This window comes from Mycobacterium sp. PSTR-4-N, from assembly GCF_022348085.1.
GTDB lineage: Bacteria > Actinomycetota > Actinomycetes > Mycobacteriales > Mycobacteriaceae > Mycobacterium.
In genome coordinates, this window is the sequence record NZ_JAKRFN010000001.1 from 269,435 (window position 1) to 287,106 (window position 17,672).

Annotated in this window: 14 protein-coding genes; 6 read left to right on the top strand and 8 right to left on the bottom strand. The window is 69.8% G+C overall.

Annotated features, from left to right (window positions below; translation table 11 throughout):
* Nucleotide 1: 1 nt before the first annotated feature.
* Nucleotides 2-3,268, bottom strand: a complete 3,267-nt coding sequence (locus MHN84_RS01395; RefSeq protein ID WP_241202845.1) for an ATP-dependent DNA helicase — start codon at nucleotides 3,266-3,268, stop codon at nucleotides 2-4.
* On the bottom strand, nucleotides 3,265-6,405 hold the full coding sequence (locus MHN84_RS01400; RefSeq protein WP_241202846.1) for an ATP-dependent DNA helicase: 3,141 nt from the start codon (nucleotides 6,403-6,405) through the stop codon (nucleotides 3,265-3,267). Before MHN84_RS01400 ends, MHN84_RS01395 begins: the two co-directional genes overlap by 4 nt.
* A gap of 76 nt (nucleotides 6,406-6,481) precedes the next feature.
* Here MHN84_RS01400 and MHN84_RS01405 point away from each other — a divergent pair, with 76 nt between their 5' ends.
* Both MHN84_RS01405 and MHN84_RS01410 read left to right on the top strand, forming a co-directional pair.
* Nucleotides 6,482-7,264 carry an alpha/beta fold hydrolase gene (locus tag MHN84_RS01405; protein ID WP_241202847.1) on the top strand — a complete coding sequence of 261 codons (783 nt, stop codon included), beginning with the start codon at nucleotides 6,482-6,484 and terminating at the stop codon, nucleotides 7,262-7,264.
* A gap of 1 nt (nucleotide 7,265) precedes the next feature.
* A complete protein-coding gene (locus MHN84_RS01410) occupies nucleotides 7,266-7,562 on the top strand; it encodes an MGMT family protein (protein ID WP_241202848.1) in 297 nt (98 codons plus the stop codon).
* 73 nt (nucleotides 7,563-7,635) lie between these two features.
* Here MHN84_RS01410 and MHN84_RS01415 read toward each other — a convergent pair whose 3' ends face one another.
* From MHN84_RS01415 to MHN84_RS01425, 3 genes are all read right to left on the bottom strand, one after another.
* A complete protein-coding gene (locus tag MHN84_RS01415) occupies nucleotides 7,636-8,490 on the bottom strand; it encodes a TIGR02569 family protein (RefSeq protein WP_241202849.1) in 855 nt (284 codons plus the stop codon).
* A 36-nt stretch (nucleotides 8,491-8,526) separates the two neighbouring features.
* Nucleotides 8,527-9,705, bottom strand: coding sequence for an adenylyltransferase/sulfurtransferase MoeZ (moeZ, locus tag MHN84_RS01420; protein WP_241202850.1), 1,179 nt, complete (start codon nucleotides 9,703-9,705; stop codon nucleotides 8,527-8,529).
* 158 nt (nucleotides 9,706-9,863) lie between these two features.
* The gene (locus MHN84_RS01425; protein ID WP_241202851.1) at nucleotides 9,864-10,898 is read right to left on the bottom strand and encodes a DUF3152 domain-containing protein; all 1,035 of its coding nucleotides are present in this window, start codon (nucleotides 10,896-10,898) and stop codon (nucleotides 9,864-9,866) included.
* A gap of 152 nt (nucleotides 10,899-11,050) precedes the next feature.
* Between MHN84_RS01425 and MHN84_RS01430 the strand changes: the two genes are divergently transcribed.
* Nucleotides 11,051-11,731, top strand: a complete 681-nt coding sequence (locus tag MHN84_RS01430; protein WP_241202852.1) for a TetR/AcrR family transcriptional regulator — start codon at nucleotides 11,051-11,053, stop codon at nucleotides 11,729-11,731.
* Between the two features lie 13 nt (nucleotides 11,732-11,744).
* Here MHN84_RS01430 and MHN84_RS01435 read toward each other — a convergent pair whose 3' ends face one another.
* Nucleotides 11,745-12,005 carry a DUF3107 domain-containing protein gene (locus MHN84_RS01435; RefSeq protein ID WP_221355681.1) on the bottom strand — a complete coding sequence of 87 codons (261 nt, stop codon included), beginning with the start codon at nucleotides 12,003-12,005 and terminating at the stop codon, nucleotides 11,745-11,747.
* Between the two features lie 227 nt (nucleotides 12,006-12,232).
* Between MHN84_RS01435 and MHN84_RS01440 the strand changes: the two genes are divergently transcribed.
* Nucleotides 12,233-13,099, top strand: coding sequence for a hypothetical protein (locus MHN84_RS01440; RefSeq protein ID WP_241202853.1), 867 nt, complete (start codon nucleotides 12,233-12,235; stop codon nucleotides 13,097-13,099).
* Nucleotides 13,100-13,105: 6 nt separating this feature from the next.
* On the opposite strand, the gene MHN84_RS01445 is transcribed toward MHN84_RS01440, so the two are convergent.
* The gene (locus MHN84_RS01445) at nucleotides 13,106-13,816 is read right to left on the bottom strand and encodes a ferritin-like fold-containing protein (RefSeq protein ID WP_241202854.1); all 711 of its coding nucleotides are present in this window, start codon (nucleotides 13,814-13,816) and stop codon (nucleotides 13,106-13,108) included.
* Nucleotides 13,817-14,093: 277 nt separating this feature from the next.
* On the opposite strand from MHN84_RS01445, the gene MHN84_RS01450 reads away from it, so the two are divergent.
* The gene (locus tag MHN84_RS01450) at nucleotides 14,094-15,572 is read left to right on the top strand and encodes a DEAD/DEAH box helicase (protein ID WP_241202855.1); all 1,479 of its coding nucleotides are present in this window, start codon (nucleotides 14,094-14,096) and stop codon (nucleotides 15,570-15,572) included.
* A gap of 6 nt (nucleotides 15,573-15,578) precedes the next feature.
* Nucleotides 15,579-16,793, top strand: a complete 1,215-nt coding sequence (locus MHN84_RS01455) for a hypothetical protein (RefSeq protein WP_241202856.1) — start codon at nucleotides 15,579-15,581, stop codon at nucleotides 16,791-16,793.
* An 11-nt stretch (nucleotides 16,794-16,804) separates the two neighbouring features.
* On the opposite strand, the gene MHN84_RS01460 is transcribed toward MHN84_RS01455, so the two are convergent.
* Entirely contained in the window at nucleotides 16,805-17,608 is an 804-nt protein-coding gene (locus MHN84_RS01460; RefSeq protein WP_241202857.1) for a ParA family protein, read from the bottom strand.
* Nucleotides 17,609-17,672: the final 64 nt, after the last annotated feature.

Consider the following 17,672-nt stretch of genomic DNA (forward strand, 5'->3'; position numbering starts at 1 on the left):
CTCAGGCTGCGTCGATCCCCGCCTGTTCGGGGTCGGCGAGCAGCGCGGCGAGTTGGTCGGCGTCCGGCCACGTCTGCGGGCTGATCGTCTGCCCTGACCGGACATAGTGGAACGCCGCACGCACCGATGACAGCGGGCGGCCCTGCAGCCGAGACCACGCGAGCCGATAGACGGCGAGCTGAACAGCGTTGTGCTGCAATTCTTCCTGTGTCGCGGGTGGATCTCCGGTCTTCCAGTCCAGCACCGTCACCCCGCCGTCCTCGTCGGCGAACACCGCGTCGATACGGCCACGGACGACCCGGCCGCCTAGCATCATGTCGAACGGGACCTCGACGTCGATCGGGGTGCGGGCCGCCCATTCCGACACCGCGAACGCCGATTGCAGATCCTCGAGCTCACCGCGGTCGTGCCGACCGGCATCCACGGCGCCGGGCAGATCGTCGAGATCGAAGAGCTTCTCGGCTTGATAGAACCGCTGCACCCACTCGTGAAAAACGGTGCCCAGCAACGCGTGCGCGGCAGGCGGCCGCGGCAGACGCCGGTGCAGCCGCCGCGCCGCCGCCTCGGGGTCACGGCCAAGATCGACCATCGCGCTGACCGACACCTGTGCGGGCAACGACGGAACCCCGGGCTGCGCTGCTCGTTCCCGCTCAGCCAGCAGGGCATCGACATCCGCGATCCAGCCATGCGCGTCTTCTGCTGCCGTCGTGTGCACCTCGCCCGCCATCGCCGCGCTCACCAACGCGGCACCCTGATGCACGCGGGTACGCCGCCCCGCGAGTGGATCGGCTGGCCACGACGCTTCGATCACGCGGCCACGCAGCGGATTGGGATCACCATCGGCCGGCGCATCAGCCCAGACGTCGACCTCTCCGCACGGTGTCCCGGCTTCCGCCGCCGCGTCGATCGCGGCCTTGAGTTCGGTGAGGAACGTCGACGGTCCGCGCGGCTTCGACTCGGTGGCGCCCCAGTGGTGGCCCGACACCAGAAGAGTGTGTTCGGCGCGGGTGAGCGCCACGTACAGCAGCCGCCGCTCCTCATCGGCACGCCGTTGGTCCAGGCTGCGCTTGTGATCGGAGATCGTGTCCGACAACGACTTCCGATCGTTGACCCGAGACGTGTCGAGAACCGGAACGCCGAGCTCGGACACCGCGGCGCAATCACCGCGCAGCAGCGGCGGCAGATCGGCGGCGTCGGTGAGCCAGGTCCGCGGCGACGACGTCGACGGGAAGACCCGACCGGACAGATGCGGCACCGCCACGATCTGCCACTCGAGCCCCTTGGCCGCATGCACGGTGAGGATCTGCACACGGTCTGCAGCGACCGTGACGTCGGCGGGCGCCAGCCCGTTCTCGACCTGTTCGGCCGCATCCAAGTAGGACAGGAATCCGGAAACCGTTGCACCACAACGACTGGAGAAGTCCGCGACGACATCGGCGAAAGCGTCGAGATGCTCGGTGCCCGACCATCCTGCCGACACCGGCCGGGCGGCTCTGGCTTCGGCGTCCACGCCCAGCATCCGGCGCACTTCGGCCACGAGGTCGGTGAGCGCCCCGTCGAGATGAGCCCGCAGCGCCGCGAGTTCGCGGCCCAGCTCCATGATGCGGGCGTAGCCGTCGGTCGAGTAGGCCGCCGCAGGCCCCGGGTCGCACACGGCGTCGGCCAGACACGCCGCATCCGCGTCGGGTCCGAGCTGGGACAGGACGTGGTCGACGCTGCCGCGCTCGGCCGCAGGCGCATCGTCGAGCGTCACTGCGCGCCGCCACAGGGCGACCAGGTCGGCCGCACCGAGGCGCCACCGCGGACCGGTCAGCACGCGCACCGCCGCCGCTCCTGCGGTCGGGTCGGCGGCCAGCCGCAGCATCGCCACGACGTCGGCGACCTCGGGCACCGCGAGCAAGCCTGCCACTCCGACCACCTCCGCGGCGATGCCGCGTCGTGCCAGCGCATCGGCCATCGGCGCCGCGTCGGCGTTGCGCCGCACCAACACTGCCGCTGTCGGTGCGGCGCCCGTCGCGGTGGTCGCTGCCCGGTACGCCTCGGCGACCTGACCCGCGACCCATTCCCGTTCGGCCTCCACGTCGGAGAGCAGCGCGCACCGCACCTGTCCGGGCACGGCATCGGGCCGGGGCAGCAACGGGCGCACCGACACCGACCGCCGCCGCGCCTCGGTGGAGACGTCATTGGCGAGGTGCAGCACCTCGGGGGGGTTGCGCCAGCTCGTGCGCAACTCCAACGTCGGGGCCGGCGTGCCGTCGGCGAACGGGAAATCGGTGGTGAATCGCGGCAGGTTGGTGGCCGAGGCGCCGCGCCAACCGTAGATCGACTGGATGGGATCGCCGACGGCGGTCAGCGCCAAGCCGTCGTCGACACCGTTGCCGAACAACGATGTCAGCGCCACCCGCTGCGCATGGCCGGTGTCCTGGTACTCGTCGAGCAGCACGACGCGATACCGCTGCCGCAGCTGCTCACCGACCTGGGGGAACTGTGAGGCCAACCGGGCCGCCGCACTCATCTGGGTACCGAAGTCCACCACCCGTTCCTCGCGCATCCGCTGGTGCAGCGCGTCGATCAGTGGCACCAGCGCGCTGCGTTCGGTCTGGGTCGCGAGCATCCGCAGCAACCACTGGCTGGGCCCCCGATCGCGTTGGTAGGGGCCGGCAGGCAGCGTGTGCACCAACTGCTCGAGCTCGACGTGGGTGTCGCGCAGCGAGGCGGTGTCCACCAGGTGTTCGGAGAGCTGACCGGCCAGGCGCAACACCATCGCCGTGATCGACGCCGGCGACTTCTCGGTGTCCAGAGGGCCCGGGTACTCGCACACGACGCGAAAAGCCAACTGCCACAGCTCTGTTTCGCCCAGCAGCCGCACATCGGGTTCAACAGGCAGCAGCAGCCCGTGCTCACGGAGCAACGTGCCGGCGAAAGCATGGTAGGTGCTCACGGTGACCGGGTCGTCGGCGAGGCCGGCGGCATCCGGAAGCGCCAGCCCGGCGCCTGCGAGGCGCGCCAATCGCGTACGCACGCGACGCAGCAGCTGCCCGGCGGCTTTGCGCGTGAAGGTGAGTCCCAGGACCTCGCCGGGGGTGGCGAATCCGTTGGCCACCAACCACACCACCCGCGCGGCCATGGTCTCGGTCTTTCCCGCCCCGGCGCCGGCGATCACGACCAGTGGGCCGGGCGGAGCGCAGATGACGGCAGCCTGCTCCTCCGTCGGTGCGAAAAGACCGAGGGCATCAGCCAATTCGGCAGGGCTGTAGCGCGGCTTCATCGATCCTCACTCGTCGTCTGTCGGGCCGGGCACATCGCCGCGACCGGGCAATGCGCGCATCCGTCGTTGATCCGGGCGATGAACTGCGGTCCCTGTGTCGCGGCCGCGGCGTCACTCACCTCAGCGCGCCACTGCGCGTGGCCTTCCGGTGTCAGCGCATCCTGTTCCCGCTCGGTGGCACTGCCACCGCTGGTCTTGCCGAGATACACCAGCCGCCCACCACCGGGCTCGGCGCTCTCGGCCAGCAGCCCTTCGGCGACGGCCAGCTGGTACATCGCCAGCTGGGCGTGAGCCTGCGCATCGTCTTTGGTGGCGGGACTCTTGCCGGTCTTGATGTCGACCACGACGAGCCGACCCTCGCTGTCGCGTTCCAGTCGGTCCAGGCGACCACGGATGCGGACCGCGGGTTGTTCGTCGCCGGCGGGCGCCACCTCACCGTCGACGGCGATCTCGGTGCCGACCTCGGTGAAGCGGTTGCGGGTGTCGGCGCGCCAGCGGGTGAACGTGCTCAGCATCTCCTGGTGACGCTCGAACTCGTTGTCCGCGTGCCATTGCGCATCGAACGGAAGCGCCGCCCAGATCCGTCGGAGCTCGGTGTGCAGATGAGCCTCGGCGACGGCGGGATCGGCCACCAGCGCGTGCACCAGCGAACCCAACGCCGAACGCACGTCGCGCACCGAGCCGCCGCCGTGCCGTTCGACCAGCCACCGCAGCGGACAGTCCAGCAGCATCTGCACCGTCGACGGCGACAGCGTGACGGCGTCGTCGGTACCGTCCCAGAGCGGCGCGCGGGTGGAGATCTCCCGCAGACCGTACCAGGACTCCGGGGCCGCCCCGTGCACGCCTGCCTCGGCGAGGCGTGCCAATTGGGTTGCAGCACAGGCCCGGTGCTTCTCTGCGGTGTCCTCCGGTGAGGCGCACACCACTGCTCGCAAGCGGCCCACCACTGCATTGGTGGCCAGTACCCGCGGGGCGCGCACCGGCACCCCCGTCTCGGCGTCCTCGTCGGTGGCCACCGCGGCGAGTTCGTGACAGAACGGCGACGGCAGTAGAGCGGCATCACCGGCGTCACTGTCGACGGCCGTGACCAGAAGCCGACGGCGCGCGCGGCCCACCGCGGCGATGAGCAGACGCCGCTCCTCGGCCAGCAGAGGTGCCCGCCCGGACAGCGTGCGGTCGGCGGGATCGGCGACACCGTCGAGGACGTCGACGAGCTGCTGGGTTCCCAGAATCCCGCCGCGTGCAGCCACGTTCGGCCACAAGCCTTCCTGAAGACCGGCGACGACCACGACATCCCATTCGCGGCCCAGCGCTGCGTGGGCGCTGAGCACCGCGACCGTGTCGGTCGGCGGTCGGGAATCGGGGCGGGTCGGCGGCAGCGTCAACGCCCCGACGTGATCGACGAGCCCGCGCAGAGACGCTCCGGCGGTACGCTCGACATACTGCTCGGCGACATCGAACAGAGCAGTCACCGCATCCAGATCGCGGTCGGCCTGTTCAGCCACCGGACCACCCCGCTCGCTCGCTGCCAGCCAGCGCCGCTGTAGGCCGCTGCGATTCCAGGCCTGCCACAACGCATGTCGTGGATCGCCGCTGCGTCGGGTGCTCTCGCGAGCAGCGGACAGCACGGAACGCACCCGTCGCAGCGCGCGGCCGAGCTCGTCGGGTACACCGTCGAGCGACCGGGCACCGCCATCGCCGACCAGCGCCGCGACCAGAAGGTCGCCGAAGTCAGCGGCGGGGTCGGCCGCCCGTCGCCGCAATGCTCGACGCAATTGACGCAGCGACACCGGGTCGACCCGTCCGATCGGCCCCGTCACCAAGGCCTGTGCCCGCTCGGCGGTCAGTCCGTCGACCGCCGCCTCCAAGACGATCATCAGCGCCCGAACGGCAGGCACCGCGGCCAGCGGCGCATCACCCTGCAGGCCGTCCACCGGTACCCCGGCTGCAGTCAGGGCGCGGGCCAGCGCGGGACCCGTTCGGGGTACCGACCGCACGATCACCGCCATGTCCGACCACGGCACCCCGTCGACCAGGTGGGCACGGCGCAACGCATCGGCGATCAGCGCGCATTCGGCGTGGGGGGACGCCGCGATGCGCACCGACACCGACCCCGCCTCGTCCGTCCCGGCCAGTGCCGCAGAGCTGCCGACGCCCGGCAACCGACGGGTCAGCACCTCGACAGCGCGCGCAACCGACGCCGAACACCGATGTGACCTCGTGAGCGTGATCGCGGGGGTATCTGTGCGCAACAACTCGGGATCGGCGCCGCGGTAACCGAACACCGTCTGATTCGGATCGCCGGCGATCACGCAGAGCTCGGTGCCGGCGGCCAGCACCTGCACCAGCTGCGCCGCCTGCGGGTCGAGGTGTTGTGCGTCATCGACCAGGAGAAGCCGCACCCGCGCCCGTTCGGCGGCCAGCAGTTCGGCGTCAGCTGCGAGCGCCTCGAGGGCGGCACCCACGAGTTCGGCAGCCCCCAGTGCCGGCACCGTGGCCTGCGGAGCCGCCATGCCGACGGCGGCACGCAACAGCATGATCTGCTCGTAGGCCTGAGCGAACCGACCGGCCGCCTGCCACTCCGGGCGTTGGGCCCGCCGTCCGAGGCGTTGCAGCGCAACAGGATCGACGCCGCGTTCGTTGCAGCGGGCCATCAGGTCCCGCAGCTCGACGGCGAAACCTACCGTCCCCAGTGCCGGCCGCAGCCGCTCGGGCCAGCGTACCGGCGACGCGTCGCCGTCCTCGAGATCACCGGCGAGCAATTCACGGATGATGCCGTCCTGCTCGGCACCGGTGATCAACCGCGGCGGGGCACCGCCGGAACGCGCAGCGGCGAGCCGCAGCACAGCGAACGCATAGGAGTGCACGGTGCGCACCAGGGGTTCCCGGATGACGGTCTGCTCCCCCGCGGCGAGGACCTTGGCGGTGATGGTGGCGCGCGCATTGGCGCTCAATCGCGACGAGCCGGTGAGCAACAGGACCGATTCGGCGTCGCGGCCTGCCGCCAGGTGGGCCGCCGCGGTCTCGACCAGCGCCGTCGTCTTTCCGGTGCCGGGGCCGCCGAGCAGCCGAACCGTGCCCCGCACCCCGGGACGGGTCAGTGCCTCGCGGGTCAACTCGGTGTGCGGCGCAGACATGGACGCACTACATCACGAGGGTCTGACAAACGGCCCTCGCTGGTGCGCCGACCGGCATCGATGGCAGCATCGAGGGGTGAGCGAACTGTTGTGCACGTATCGATTCGGACCGGGGTCACGTCCCCGGGTTCTGGCGATCCACGGCCTCACTGGGCACGGTAAGCGGTGGGAGACCCTGTTCGAGCGGCATCTTCCCGAGGTTCCAGTGCTGGCACCCGATCTCCTCGGCCATGGCCGCTCGTCGTGGGATGCGCCGTGGTCCATCGAGGCGAACGTCAGCGCACTGGCAGCGCTTCTCGACGCCGAGGGCGGCGAACCGGTGGTGGTGGCCGGTCATTCGTTCGGCGGTGCGGTGGCGTTGAATCTGGCTGCGACGCGGCCGGACCTGGTGACCGGCCTGGTCCTGCTCGACCCCGCAGTGGCTCTCGACGGCCGATGGATGCGCGAGGTGGCCGACGACATGTTCGCCTCGCCCGACTACACCGACCGCGCCGAGGCCCGGGACGAGAAGACCGGCGGCTCGTGGGGGGAGGTCGATCAGGCCGAACTCGATCGCGAACTCGACGAGCACCTGGTGGACCTGCCGAACGGCCGCGTCGGCTGGCGCATCAGCATTCCCGCGATGCTGTCCTACTGGAGTGAGCTCACCCGGCCGGTGCCGATCCCGCGCGACGGCACCCCCACGACGCTGGTGCGTGCGCTCCGTACCGAACCGCCGTACGCCACCGACGAGCTGATCGCCACGCTCGACGCGGGACTGGGTCCCAATCTGACTGTGCTGGAATGGGATTGCGACCACATGGTGCCGTTGGCCATGCCGGCGGAGACGGCGGCGCTGATCGCAGACCTGCTGGGCTGACATGGCGGCGATCACCGACGCGCAGGTGGAGGCCGTCCGCGCGCTCGTGGCATCGGTGCCCGCCGGATCGGTGACCACCTACGGTGACCTCGCCGTGGCCGCCGATCTGTCCAGTCCACGCATCGTCGCCTGGATCATGCGCACCGACTCGTCGGATCTGCCGTGGCACCGGGTGATTCGCGCCTCCGGCCGCCCCGCGGCACACCTGGCTACGCGTCAACTCGCCCGGCTGCGCGCCGAAGGGGTGCTCGCCGTCGACGGTCGCATCGCCCTGGCGAACCATCGCCACACGTTCTAGCGAACTCGAGAGTGCAATAACGGTAGTGATCCTCGCGCTGGAGCTACCGCCAGAGCACTTTCGAGACGAAGAATCACACCGCGAGGCGAACCAGCGCAGCGGTACGCGCCAAGCCCGGGAAGGCAGCCGCCGTCGACCGCGGATGCAGCGCATGCACGGCGAGGCGGAACATCAAGGCCCGCAACAACATCTGCGGCCACTCCGGTAGCGCCTCCCAGCGTTCGATCAACGCGTCGTCGGCCTCACCCCACGACAGCGCGTCGACGACCACGACGCCCGCGGCCCAGGCGGGCGGCCGCCAGTAGGGGGTGATGTCGGTGATGCCGGGCGCTGCGGTACCGGCGAAAAGCACTGTGCCGTAGAGATCTCCGTGCACCAGCTGGCTCGGGCTCTTCGTCGGCCTACGCAGCGAGGCGAGCTGGTTGATCAGGTCGACGGACTTCTGCCCGTCCGCCGTCCCGGGCGCCACGCGGGCACCGGGCGGCAGCGAGTGCAGGGGGCGTTCCTCCCACGCCGCACGGTCGGCGGCGATGAAGACATCCACATCCGCCCAGGGCGCCACGGGCGGCTGCGTCAGGAAGCGCGGCCGCTCCAGCGTCGCGGTGGCCTCGTGCAGCCGGACCGCGGCCGACACGACCTCGTCGTGGCGCGGTTCCGGCGTGCCCGCGACGTAGGTGTCGGCGCGCCACCCGGCGACGACGTAGCGCCCATCGGTGGAGCGCACCGGCCGGGCGAGCCGGATGCCGTCGACGAACAAGGTCTCCCGTACTTTCGCCGACCAGGCGGCGCGGGCATGGTCGGCCACCATCGACAGCACCACTTCGCCGCAGCGCCAGCCGCCTTCCCAGCTGGACCCGAGCGGCACCGGCTGCACTCCGGACAGCCCGAAGGCCGTGAGGACATGCTCGGGTGGGCGCTCGAAGGTCACCGCATCAGCGTAATTGCCGCGGCCGCCAACCCCGCGTTAGTACATCACCATGTCGGGTTCGAGTTGCTTGCCCCACGCCACGATTCCGCCCTGGACGTGCATCGCATCCGAGAAACCGGCCTTCTTGACGATCGCCAGGACCTCCGCCGAGCGCACCCCGGTCTTGCAGTAGAACACCGGTGTGCGGTCGACGGTCAGCTTCGACAGCGCCTCACCGGATTCGAAGGCGCCCTTGGGGATCAGCTGCGCGCCGTCGATGTGGTTGATCTCCCACTCGACGGGTTCGCGAACGTCGATCAGCGCCAACGGCTTCCCGGAGTCGAGCAGCTCGGCCAGTTCGCGCGGGGTGATCGTCGACTCAGCAGCAGCCTCGGCGGCCGCATCGGAGACCACGCCGCAGAACTCCTCGTAGTCGATCAGCTCGGTGATCTTCGGCGTCGCGGGATCCTTGCGGATCTTGATCGTCCGATAGGTCATGTCCAGCGCGTCGTAGACCATCAGCCGGCCCAGCAGGGGTTCACCGATCCCGGTGATCAACTTGATGGCTTCGGTGCCCATGACCGAGGCGATCGAGGCGCACAGGATGCCCAGCACCCCACCCTCGGCACACGACGGGACCATCCCCGGTGGCGGGGGCTCGGGGTAGAGATCGCGGTAGTTGAGGCCCAGACCGTCGGGGGCATCCTCCCAGAACACCGACACCTGGCCTTCGAAGCGGTAGATCGATCCCCACACGTACGGCTTGCCGGCGAGCACGGCGGCGTCGTTGACCAGGTAGCGGGTCGCGAAGTTGTCGGTGCCGTCGAGGATGAGGTCGTAGTCGCTGAAGATCTCGACCGCGTTCTCCGATTCGAGGCGCACCTCGTGAAGGATCACCTCGACCAGGGGGTTCACCTCGAGGATCGAGTCCTTGGCGCTCTCCGCCTTGGACCGGCCGATGTCGGACTGGCCGTGGATGATCTGGCGCTGCAGGTTGGATTCGTCGACGACGTCGAACTCGACGATGCCGATCGTGCCGACCCCGGCGGCGGCGAGGTAGAGCAGCGTCGGCGAGCCGAGTCCACCGGCGCCGATGACCAGCACCCGCGCGTTCTTCAGCCTCTTCTGACCGTCCAGGCCGAGGTCGGGAATGATCAGGTGGCGGCTGTAGCGAGCGACCTCGTCGCGGGTCAGTTCAGCGGCTGGCTCGACCAGCGGTGGCAGCGGTGAGGACACCGGACTCTCCTTGGTTGGCTTTCAAGACCCATCGAAACAGGTAGAGGGTGCAACAGCAACGAGGCCCCGACGCTTCCCGCGCGGTCAGCGCCGATGAGCGCGCGCCCAGGGACGGGTTTCCCGGCGCGTCGGCGTGCAGACGCGCGCGCTCGCGGTGCCTAGGCGATCGGATAGGGCCACGGGTTGAACCGGCAGGTCTTCCCGTCGGGGGTGACGGTACCGGGGTCGAAGCGCGCGGCATCGTCGTTGCTGGTCGAGAAGGTCTGCTGCATCATCACCGGCGCGAGTTCGCCACTGACCGCGCACTGCTCGTGGCGCGGGTAGCCGATCGCGTGACCGACCTCGTGGTTGATGACGTACTGCCGGTAGGAGCCGATGTCGCCCTGGAACGGCACCGCACCGCGCACCCAGCGCGCCTCGTTGATGAAGACGCGCGGCTGGCCCTCGTAGGCCGGGTTGTAGCAGGACGCCTCGAGCTGGATGTCGTAGCCGCAGCCTTCCCGCACGGTCATCGGCGAGGTCAGCGACACCCGGAAGTCCGGCTGCACACCGGAGGTGTCGTCGACCCGAACGAACCCGAACTGGGGGTTGTGGGTCCAACTCTTCGGGTTGGCCAGCGTTTCGCTGACCATCCGGGCGAAGCCGTCGTCGCCGCCGAAGGACGTGGTGTCGACGCCGTCTTCGACCTCGACGGTGTAGCTGAACACCTTGCTCGTACCCTCGCCGACCTGCGGAGTGGTGCCGGGCACGACATGCCAGGTGCGCGCACCGGCCTCGGTGAACGGGCCGCCTTGGGGCAGGATGCCGGTCGGCAGATTGGCGTCGAACTGCGTCAGCCCCTTGGGCGGGGCGCCCACGATCGCGGTGCTGGCCATGCCGATCGTCGGCGGCCCCTGCACCGGGCCGTCGTCCTCGGCCACCGGCGGGGCCACGCTGGCACCGGTGATGGTCTGATAGACGACGACGGCCGTCAGCGCGATGAGCAGCGGTAACGCGTAGGCACGCCACCCGTAGGTGGAGACGAACCGTCCCAGCCACGTCTGCTTGCGCCAGCGCTGGTGGTCGTCGCGATTGGACCGGGCCCGTCCGGAGTCCTCTGCCAGCGGATCACGCTGCGCGCGCAGCGGTTCGCGCCACTCGTCGCGGAGCACGGGAACGCGACCGTTCCCGCGATTCCCCGGGTCGTAGGTCACCGAAACAGGATGACACAGGTTGCGCGGGGGGCGCCGTCGGCGCGCCTGCTGCCGGTCGACGTCCTCCCGTCTGCGAGCAGCTAACGGTAGTAATGTTCGTCGGAACCGCACTCACGACGGCATCACCGTCGGCAGGAGAACTCGAGGATCTGATGAGCGAACTCGCCCGAACGGCGCAACGGCGCGGTGGGCAGCCGGCCAGCGGTACGGGGCCACCCAGCGCCGGCACAGCCAGGCGCGGCAACCGCCTGCCCCGCGACGAGCGTCGCGGCCAGCTGCTGATCGCGGCGAGCGAAGTCTTCGTCGACCGTGGCTACCACGCGGCGGGCATGGACGAGATCGCCGAGCGGGCCGGCGTCAGCAAACCCGTGCTCTACCAGCACTTCACGTCGAAGGTGGAGCTGTACCTCGCGGTGCTGCAGCGACACGTCGACAATCTCGTCTCCGGGGTGCGGCAGGCGCTGCGCACCACGACCGACAACCGGCAGCGGGTGCGCGCGGCAGTGGAGGCGTTCTTCGACTTCATCGAGCACGACAGCCAGGGATACCGGCTGATCTTCGAGAACGACTATGTCACCGAGCCGCAGGTCGCGGCTCAGGTGAAGGTGGCCACCGAGGCGTGCACCGACGCGGTGTTCGACCTGATCAGCCACGATTCCGGGCTCGAGCCGCACCGCGCGCGGATGATCGCCGTCGGCCTCGTGAGCATCAGCGTCGATTCGGCGCGCTACTGGCTCAACAACGAGCGTCCGATCGCGAAGGACGATGCCGTCGAAGGCACCGTCGCGTTCATCTGGGGCGGCCTGTCGCACGTCCCTTTGACGCGCTCCTGACCGCCGCCCGGCGTCAGCCGGCGGTCCGCGTCACCTCTGCGCCGACCGCGCCCACACCGAATCCGACCCGGCGCGCGTCCGCGGCACCGATCTCGACGTAGGCGATGCGCGCTGCCTGCACCAGGTAGCGCCGCCCCTTCTCGTCGGTGAGGGCCAGCACGCCCGATCCCGACTCCAGCGCGTCGGTGACCAGTTTCTCCACCTCGGCCGGCGTCTGCGCGCTGTTGACGATCAGCTCGCGCGGGCTGTCGGTGACACCGATCTTGACCTCCACAGTGGAACCCTTCTGTCGTCGAATCTCTCCCCAGGAGGCTAGTGGACGACGCGTTCGGTGTGCGTGCCCGGGACCTACGCGGTCAGCGAACGCGGCCGTTCTACAACGGTGCAGCGACCGAACCGAGTCCCGACCGTGACCGCCACAGCAGGCGCGTCAGCCCCATCCGTCACTCGTGCCTTCGTAGCATCGGCCCCGCAACGCAAGCAACGACTGGGACAGCTGGGATGAACAGGCCATACACCGCACCATCGCCGTACGCCCTGACGCCGACCGAGCGCACCCGTAGCCCGCGCACGCGCAGCCGCTACGACCGGGACCACGGCCGCTACAGCGCCGACCACGGCGACCATGCCGGCTACGGCGCCGACCTCGACACCGATGTGTATCCGCGCGACCACCGCGACGGTGACTTCGGCCAGGACTACGACGCCGACTACGACCAGGACTACGACGCCGATTACGAGGACTACCTCGACGAAGCGCACATCGACCGGCGCTGGATGTGGATCGCCGGTACGGCCGGAGCAGTCCTGTTCATCGCCGTGATCATGGCCAGCATGATCCTCGGCGGCGGAGACAGCGGGTCGGTGTCGGCGACCGTCGCGTCGGACAGCCCTCAGGACACCACCGCCACCACGTCGGCCCCCGCTCCGTCGACCACGCCACGTATCGCTGCACCGGCACGACCCCTGCAGCCCTCGCTACCGGCCGAGACCGTCACCACGATCACCCCGACACCGTCCGCCCAGGCGCCGGTGCCCGCGCCAGGTGCGCCGCTGCTGCCCGCACCACAGGCCGCTCCCCCGCCGCCGTCGGCGGCCCCCGGAACCGTCACCTACCGGATCACCGGCACCAAGGGCCTTCTCGACCTGGTCACCGTCATCTACACCGACGCCCAGGGCGCGCTGCAGACCGACGTGAACGTCGCACTGCCCTGGTCCAAGACCATCACGCTGGACCCCGGGGTGACGCTCAGTTCGGTCACCGGCACCAGCGTCACCGGTCAGTTGAACTGCGAGGTGCTGGATGCGAACGGTGCGGTGATCGCGGCGCAGAACGGCAATTCGATCATCACCAACTGCACCCGCTGACCCGCCTCAGGCCAGCCCCAGCTCCTGCATGCGGGTGCTGTGGGTCTTCTGAAGGCGGTCGAAGAACTCGGTGATCTGCGACAACCCGCCTGCCGACATCACCAACTCGACGAGCTCGTCGTGGTCGGCCAGCACGTACTGGGCCTGGGTGATCGCCTCACCGAGGAGCCGCCGCGACCACAGCGCCAGTCGGTGCCGCTGCCGGTCGCTGGCTGTCACCGCGGCCCTCACCTCGGCCACCACGAACTGAGAATGGCCGGTCTCCGACAGCACGGACCTGATGACGTCGGCCACCGCGCCGGGCATCGCGTCCGCGATCTCGAGGTAGAAGTCGGCCGCCAGCGCGTCACCGACATAGGTCTTGACCAAGGCCTCGAGCCAGGTGCTCGGCGTCGTCAGCCGGTGATAGTTCTCCAACGCCGAGGCGTAGCGCGTCATCGCGGGCACCACGTCCACCCCGCGGCGTTCCAGCTCGTCGCGCAGGACCTCGTAGTGGTTCATCTCCGCAGCGGCCATGCTGGCCATGTTGATCCGGCCCCGCAGGTTCGGCGCCATCCGCGCTTCCTCGGTGAGCCGGTAGAACGCTGCGACCTCGCCGTATGCCAGCAGAGCGAACAATTCGACGACACCGGGATGATCGGCAGGCAGCGCCGCGGCCGCGGCGCTCGGCCGCGCTGCGGGGGCAGATGCAGAAGCCGCCGGCGGCGTGGAAGTCATGGGTGCAACTGTAGACGGCGTGCACACCGCACCCGTGAATGTGACTGAGTACCGGCCGACCAGCTACCATGGGTTCCGGTGTCGGCGGATCGGCCGACCGATCGATACAGGTCAGGGCTGGCGTGTGACACGCCGCAGGCACCGTGGCAATGTGCGTGCACAGTCTCGAGTTACCGCCTGGCCCGCCCCGACAGAGCAGGGCCGGAGCGAAGTTCACTTGCTCAACTCGTGCGCGCGTGACAACGCATGAGATGACAAGTGAAAGGTCTCTCCCTCTATGACACCCGTTACCCCGCATCCCACTCCGACGTTCGCCGAGCTGGGGGTGCGCGACGAGATCGTGCGCGCCCTCGCCGAGAACGGCATCGAACACGCCTTCGCGATCCAGGAGCTGACGCTGCCGCTGGCCCTGGCCGGCGATGACCTGATCGGCCAGGCCCGTACCGGTATGGGCAAGACGTTCGCCTTCGGCGTGCCGCTGCTGCACCGGATCACCACCGACACCGAGCGCCCGCTGACCGGCATTCCCCGGGCCCTCGTCGTGGTGCCCACCCGTGAGCTGTGCATTCAGGTCTACGAAGATCTCGTCGGCGCCTCGAAGTACCTGCAGGCCGACGACACCCGCAAGCTGACCGTCACGGCGATCTACGGCGGGCGGCCCTACGAGCCACAGATCGAGGCGCTGCAGAAGGGCGTCGACGTCGTCGTCGGCACCCCGGGTCGCCTTCTCGATCTCGCCCAGCAGGGTCACCTGCAGCTCGGCGGCCTGTCCACACTGGTCCTCGACGAGGCCGACGAGATGCTGGACCTGGGCTTCCTGCCCGACATCGAGCGCATCCTCAAGCAGATCCCCGCCCAGCGTCAGGCGATGCTCTTCTCGGCCACGATGCCGGACCCGATCATCACGCTGGCCCGCACGTTCATGAACCAGCCGACCCACATCCGCGCCGAGGGCGTTCAGGGGTCCGCCACCCACGACACCACCGAGCAGTTCGCCTACCGGGCGCACGCGCTGGACAAAGTCGAGATGGTCAGTCGCATCCTGCAGGCGGAGGGCCGCGGCGCGACGATGATCTTCACCCGCACCAAGCGCACCGCCCAGAAGGTGGCCGACGAACTCGCCGAGCGCGGTTTCAAGGTCGGCGCCGTGCACGGCGATCTCGGTCAGGGCGCCCGCGAGAAGGCGCTGAAGTCGTTTCGCACCGGTGACGTCGACGTGCTCGTCGCCACCGACGTCGCGGCGCGCGGTATCGACATCGACGACATCACCCACGTGATCAACTTCCAGATCCCCGAGGACGAGCAGGCCTACGTGCACCGGATCGGTCGCACCGGCCGCGCCGGCAAGACGGGCATCGCCGTGACCCTGGTCGACTGGGACGAACTGCCCCGCTGGTCGATGATCGACAAGGCGCTCGGACTGGAGACCCCCGATCCCGCCGAAACCTACTCGAGCTCACCGCATCTGTACGAAGAGCTGAACATCCCGACCGACGCCGGCGGCTCGATCGGCAAATCCACCCGCGCCGGCGACAAGCCCAAGCGCGAAGCCCGTGAACCCCGCGAGCGCACCGAGCGGCCGGCCCGCAACCGCAGCCGTCGTCGCACCCGCGGCGGCCAGCCCGTCGGCTCCCACCCCGAGACGGCCGAACAGCCGGCTGACGGTCAGACACAGCAGACCGACGCCGATGAAGCCACGCGGGCTCCGCGGCGGCGGCGCCGGCGCCGGCCGAACAAGGCCGCGGCCGCCAACTAGCGCCGCATGGTCAGACCCGAGCGCCGCACCCGGGCAGATGTGGTGGCGGCCGTGGCGATCGCCGCCGTCGTCGCCCTCGTCGCCGCGATCGTCTGGTGGACCAGTGACGCCAGAGCCACGATCAGCACGCCTGCGGCGACGCCGGTGCCCACCCTCACCCCCGCCACCGCCGTCCCGGACGCACTGCGCCAACTGTGGACCGCGCCGAGTGCCCGGACCAGCCAGCCGCTCGTCGTCGCCGGCGCGGTGGTCACCGGCGACGGCCGCACCATGCAAGGCCGCGACCCTGCCACCGGTGACAGCCTGTGGAGCTACACCCGCGACCTCGACCTGTGCGGGGTCACCTGGGTCTACAACTATGCGGTGGCCGTCTACCCTGACGTGCGGGGATGCGGGCAGGTCACCGCCGTGGACGCCCGCACCGGGATGCGGGGGCCGACCCGGACCAGCTATGCGGACAAGCACGTGACGCTGTCCGGCGACGGCACCACCGTGCTGTCGGCCGGGGACACCAGGCTGGAGATGTGGCGTTCGGACCTGGTGCGGATGCTCAGCTACGGGGCGCTCGACGCACCGCTCAACCCCGGCAAGCCGGCCTCCTCGCAGTGCCGCTTCACCTCGGCCGCGGCGAGTTCGTCGGCGGTCTCCGTGCTCGAAGCGTGCCCCGACCAGCCCGATCTGCGGTTGACGCTGCTTCGCCCGTCGGATGAAGAGGACACCCCCGAGCTCAAGTACGTGCCGCAGAAGGGCGTGGCCGACGGCACCGGTGCGCGCGTGGTCGCGGTGTCAGACACCACGACGGCGTTGTACGTGCCCACGCCGAAGCCTCGACTCGACATCGTCGACGAAACCGGCGCGACCATCGACAGCACCGTGGTCGCTGGCACACCGTCGCCGGACGCGACGATGTCACGCGTCGGAGACCTGATCACGTGGTGGACCGGCGACGCGGTGATGGTGTTCTCCGCCAACGGCTTCCGCTACCGCTACACCGTCGCCGCGTCAGGACCCGACAAGCCGGTGGGGCCGGCGACCGTCATGGCGGGCCGCCTGCTCGTGCCGGTGACCACCGGCTATGACGTCTTCGATCCGGTGAGCGGCGCGGGTGAGCGCCACATCGCGTTGCAGCGGCCACCGGTCAGCGGGCCGGTGGTGCCGGCGGTCGCGGGATCGGTGCTGGTGGAGCAGAGGGGCGACGAGATCGTCGCCCTGTCGGGGTAGGGCCCTGCCGACTAGAGCTCCGGGGTGAACGTCGCGAGCGATTTGCCGTTCTTCCAGTGCTTGAGCAGCGACTCGGCGAACTCCCGGTAGGCCATCGCGCCCTTGTTCTTGCGACCCGTCAGCACCGACGACCCCGATGCGCTGGCCTCGGCGAAGCGCACGGTGCGTGGGATCGGCGGCGCAAGCACCGGCAACCCGTAGCGGTCGGCGACGTCGAACAGCACGTCACGGCTGTGGGTGGTCCGGGAGTCGTAGAGCGTGGGCAGCGCGCCCAGCAGCTTCAGGTCGGCGTTCGTGATCTGTTGCACGTCGTTGATGGTGCGCAGGAACTGCCCCACGCCCCGGTGCGCCAGCGTCTCGCACTGCAGCGGGACCACGACCTCGTCGGCCGCGGTGAGGCCGTTGAGCGTCAGCACCCCCAGCGACGGCGGGCAGTCGATGATCACCACATCGAAGCGGTCCGCCAGCTTGGCCAGCGCCCGCTTGAGGGCGTACTCGCGACCGGCACGCATCAACAGCATGGCCTCCGCGCCGGCGAGGTCGATGTTGGCCGGCAGCAGCGTCATGCCCTCCGCGGTGTCGACCAGCGCGGCGTCGGGCTCCACGTCGCCGAGGAGCACCTCGTGCACCGAGACCGCGAGTTTGTCGGGGTCCTGTCCCAGCGAGAACGTCAGACAGCCCTGCGGATCGAGGTCGACGAGCAGCACTCGCTTGCCCATCTCGACCATCGCCGCGCCCAGCGACGCCACCGTCGTCGTCTTGGCGACCCCACCCTTTTGATTGGCGATCGCCAATACCCGCGTCACAGCACCCATCTTGGCACGGCCTGCCCCGACCGCGCCGTTCGGTGGTACCGCTCGTGCGGCGCAAATCCGACCG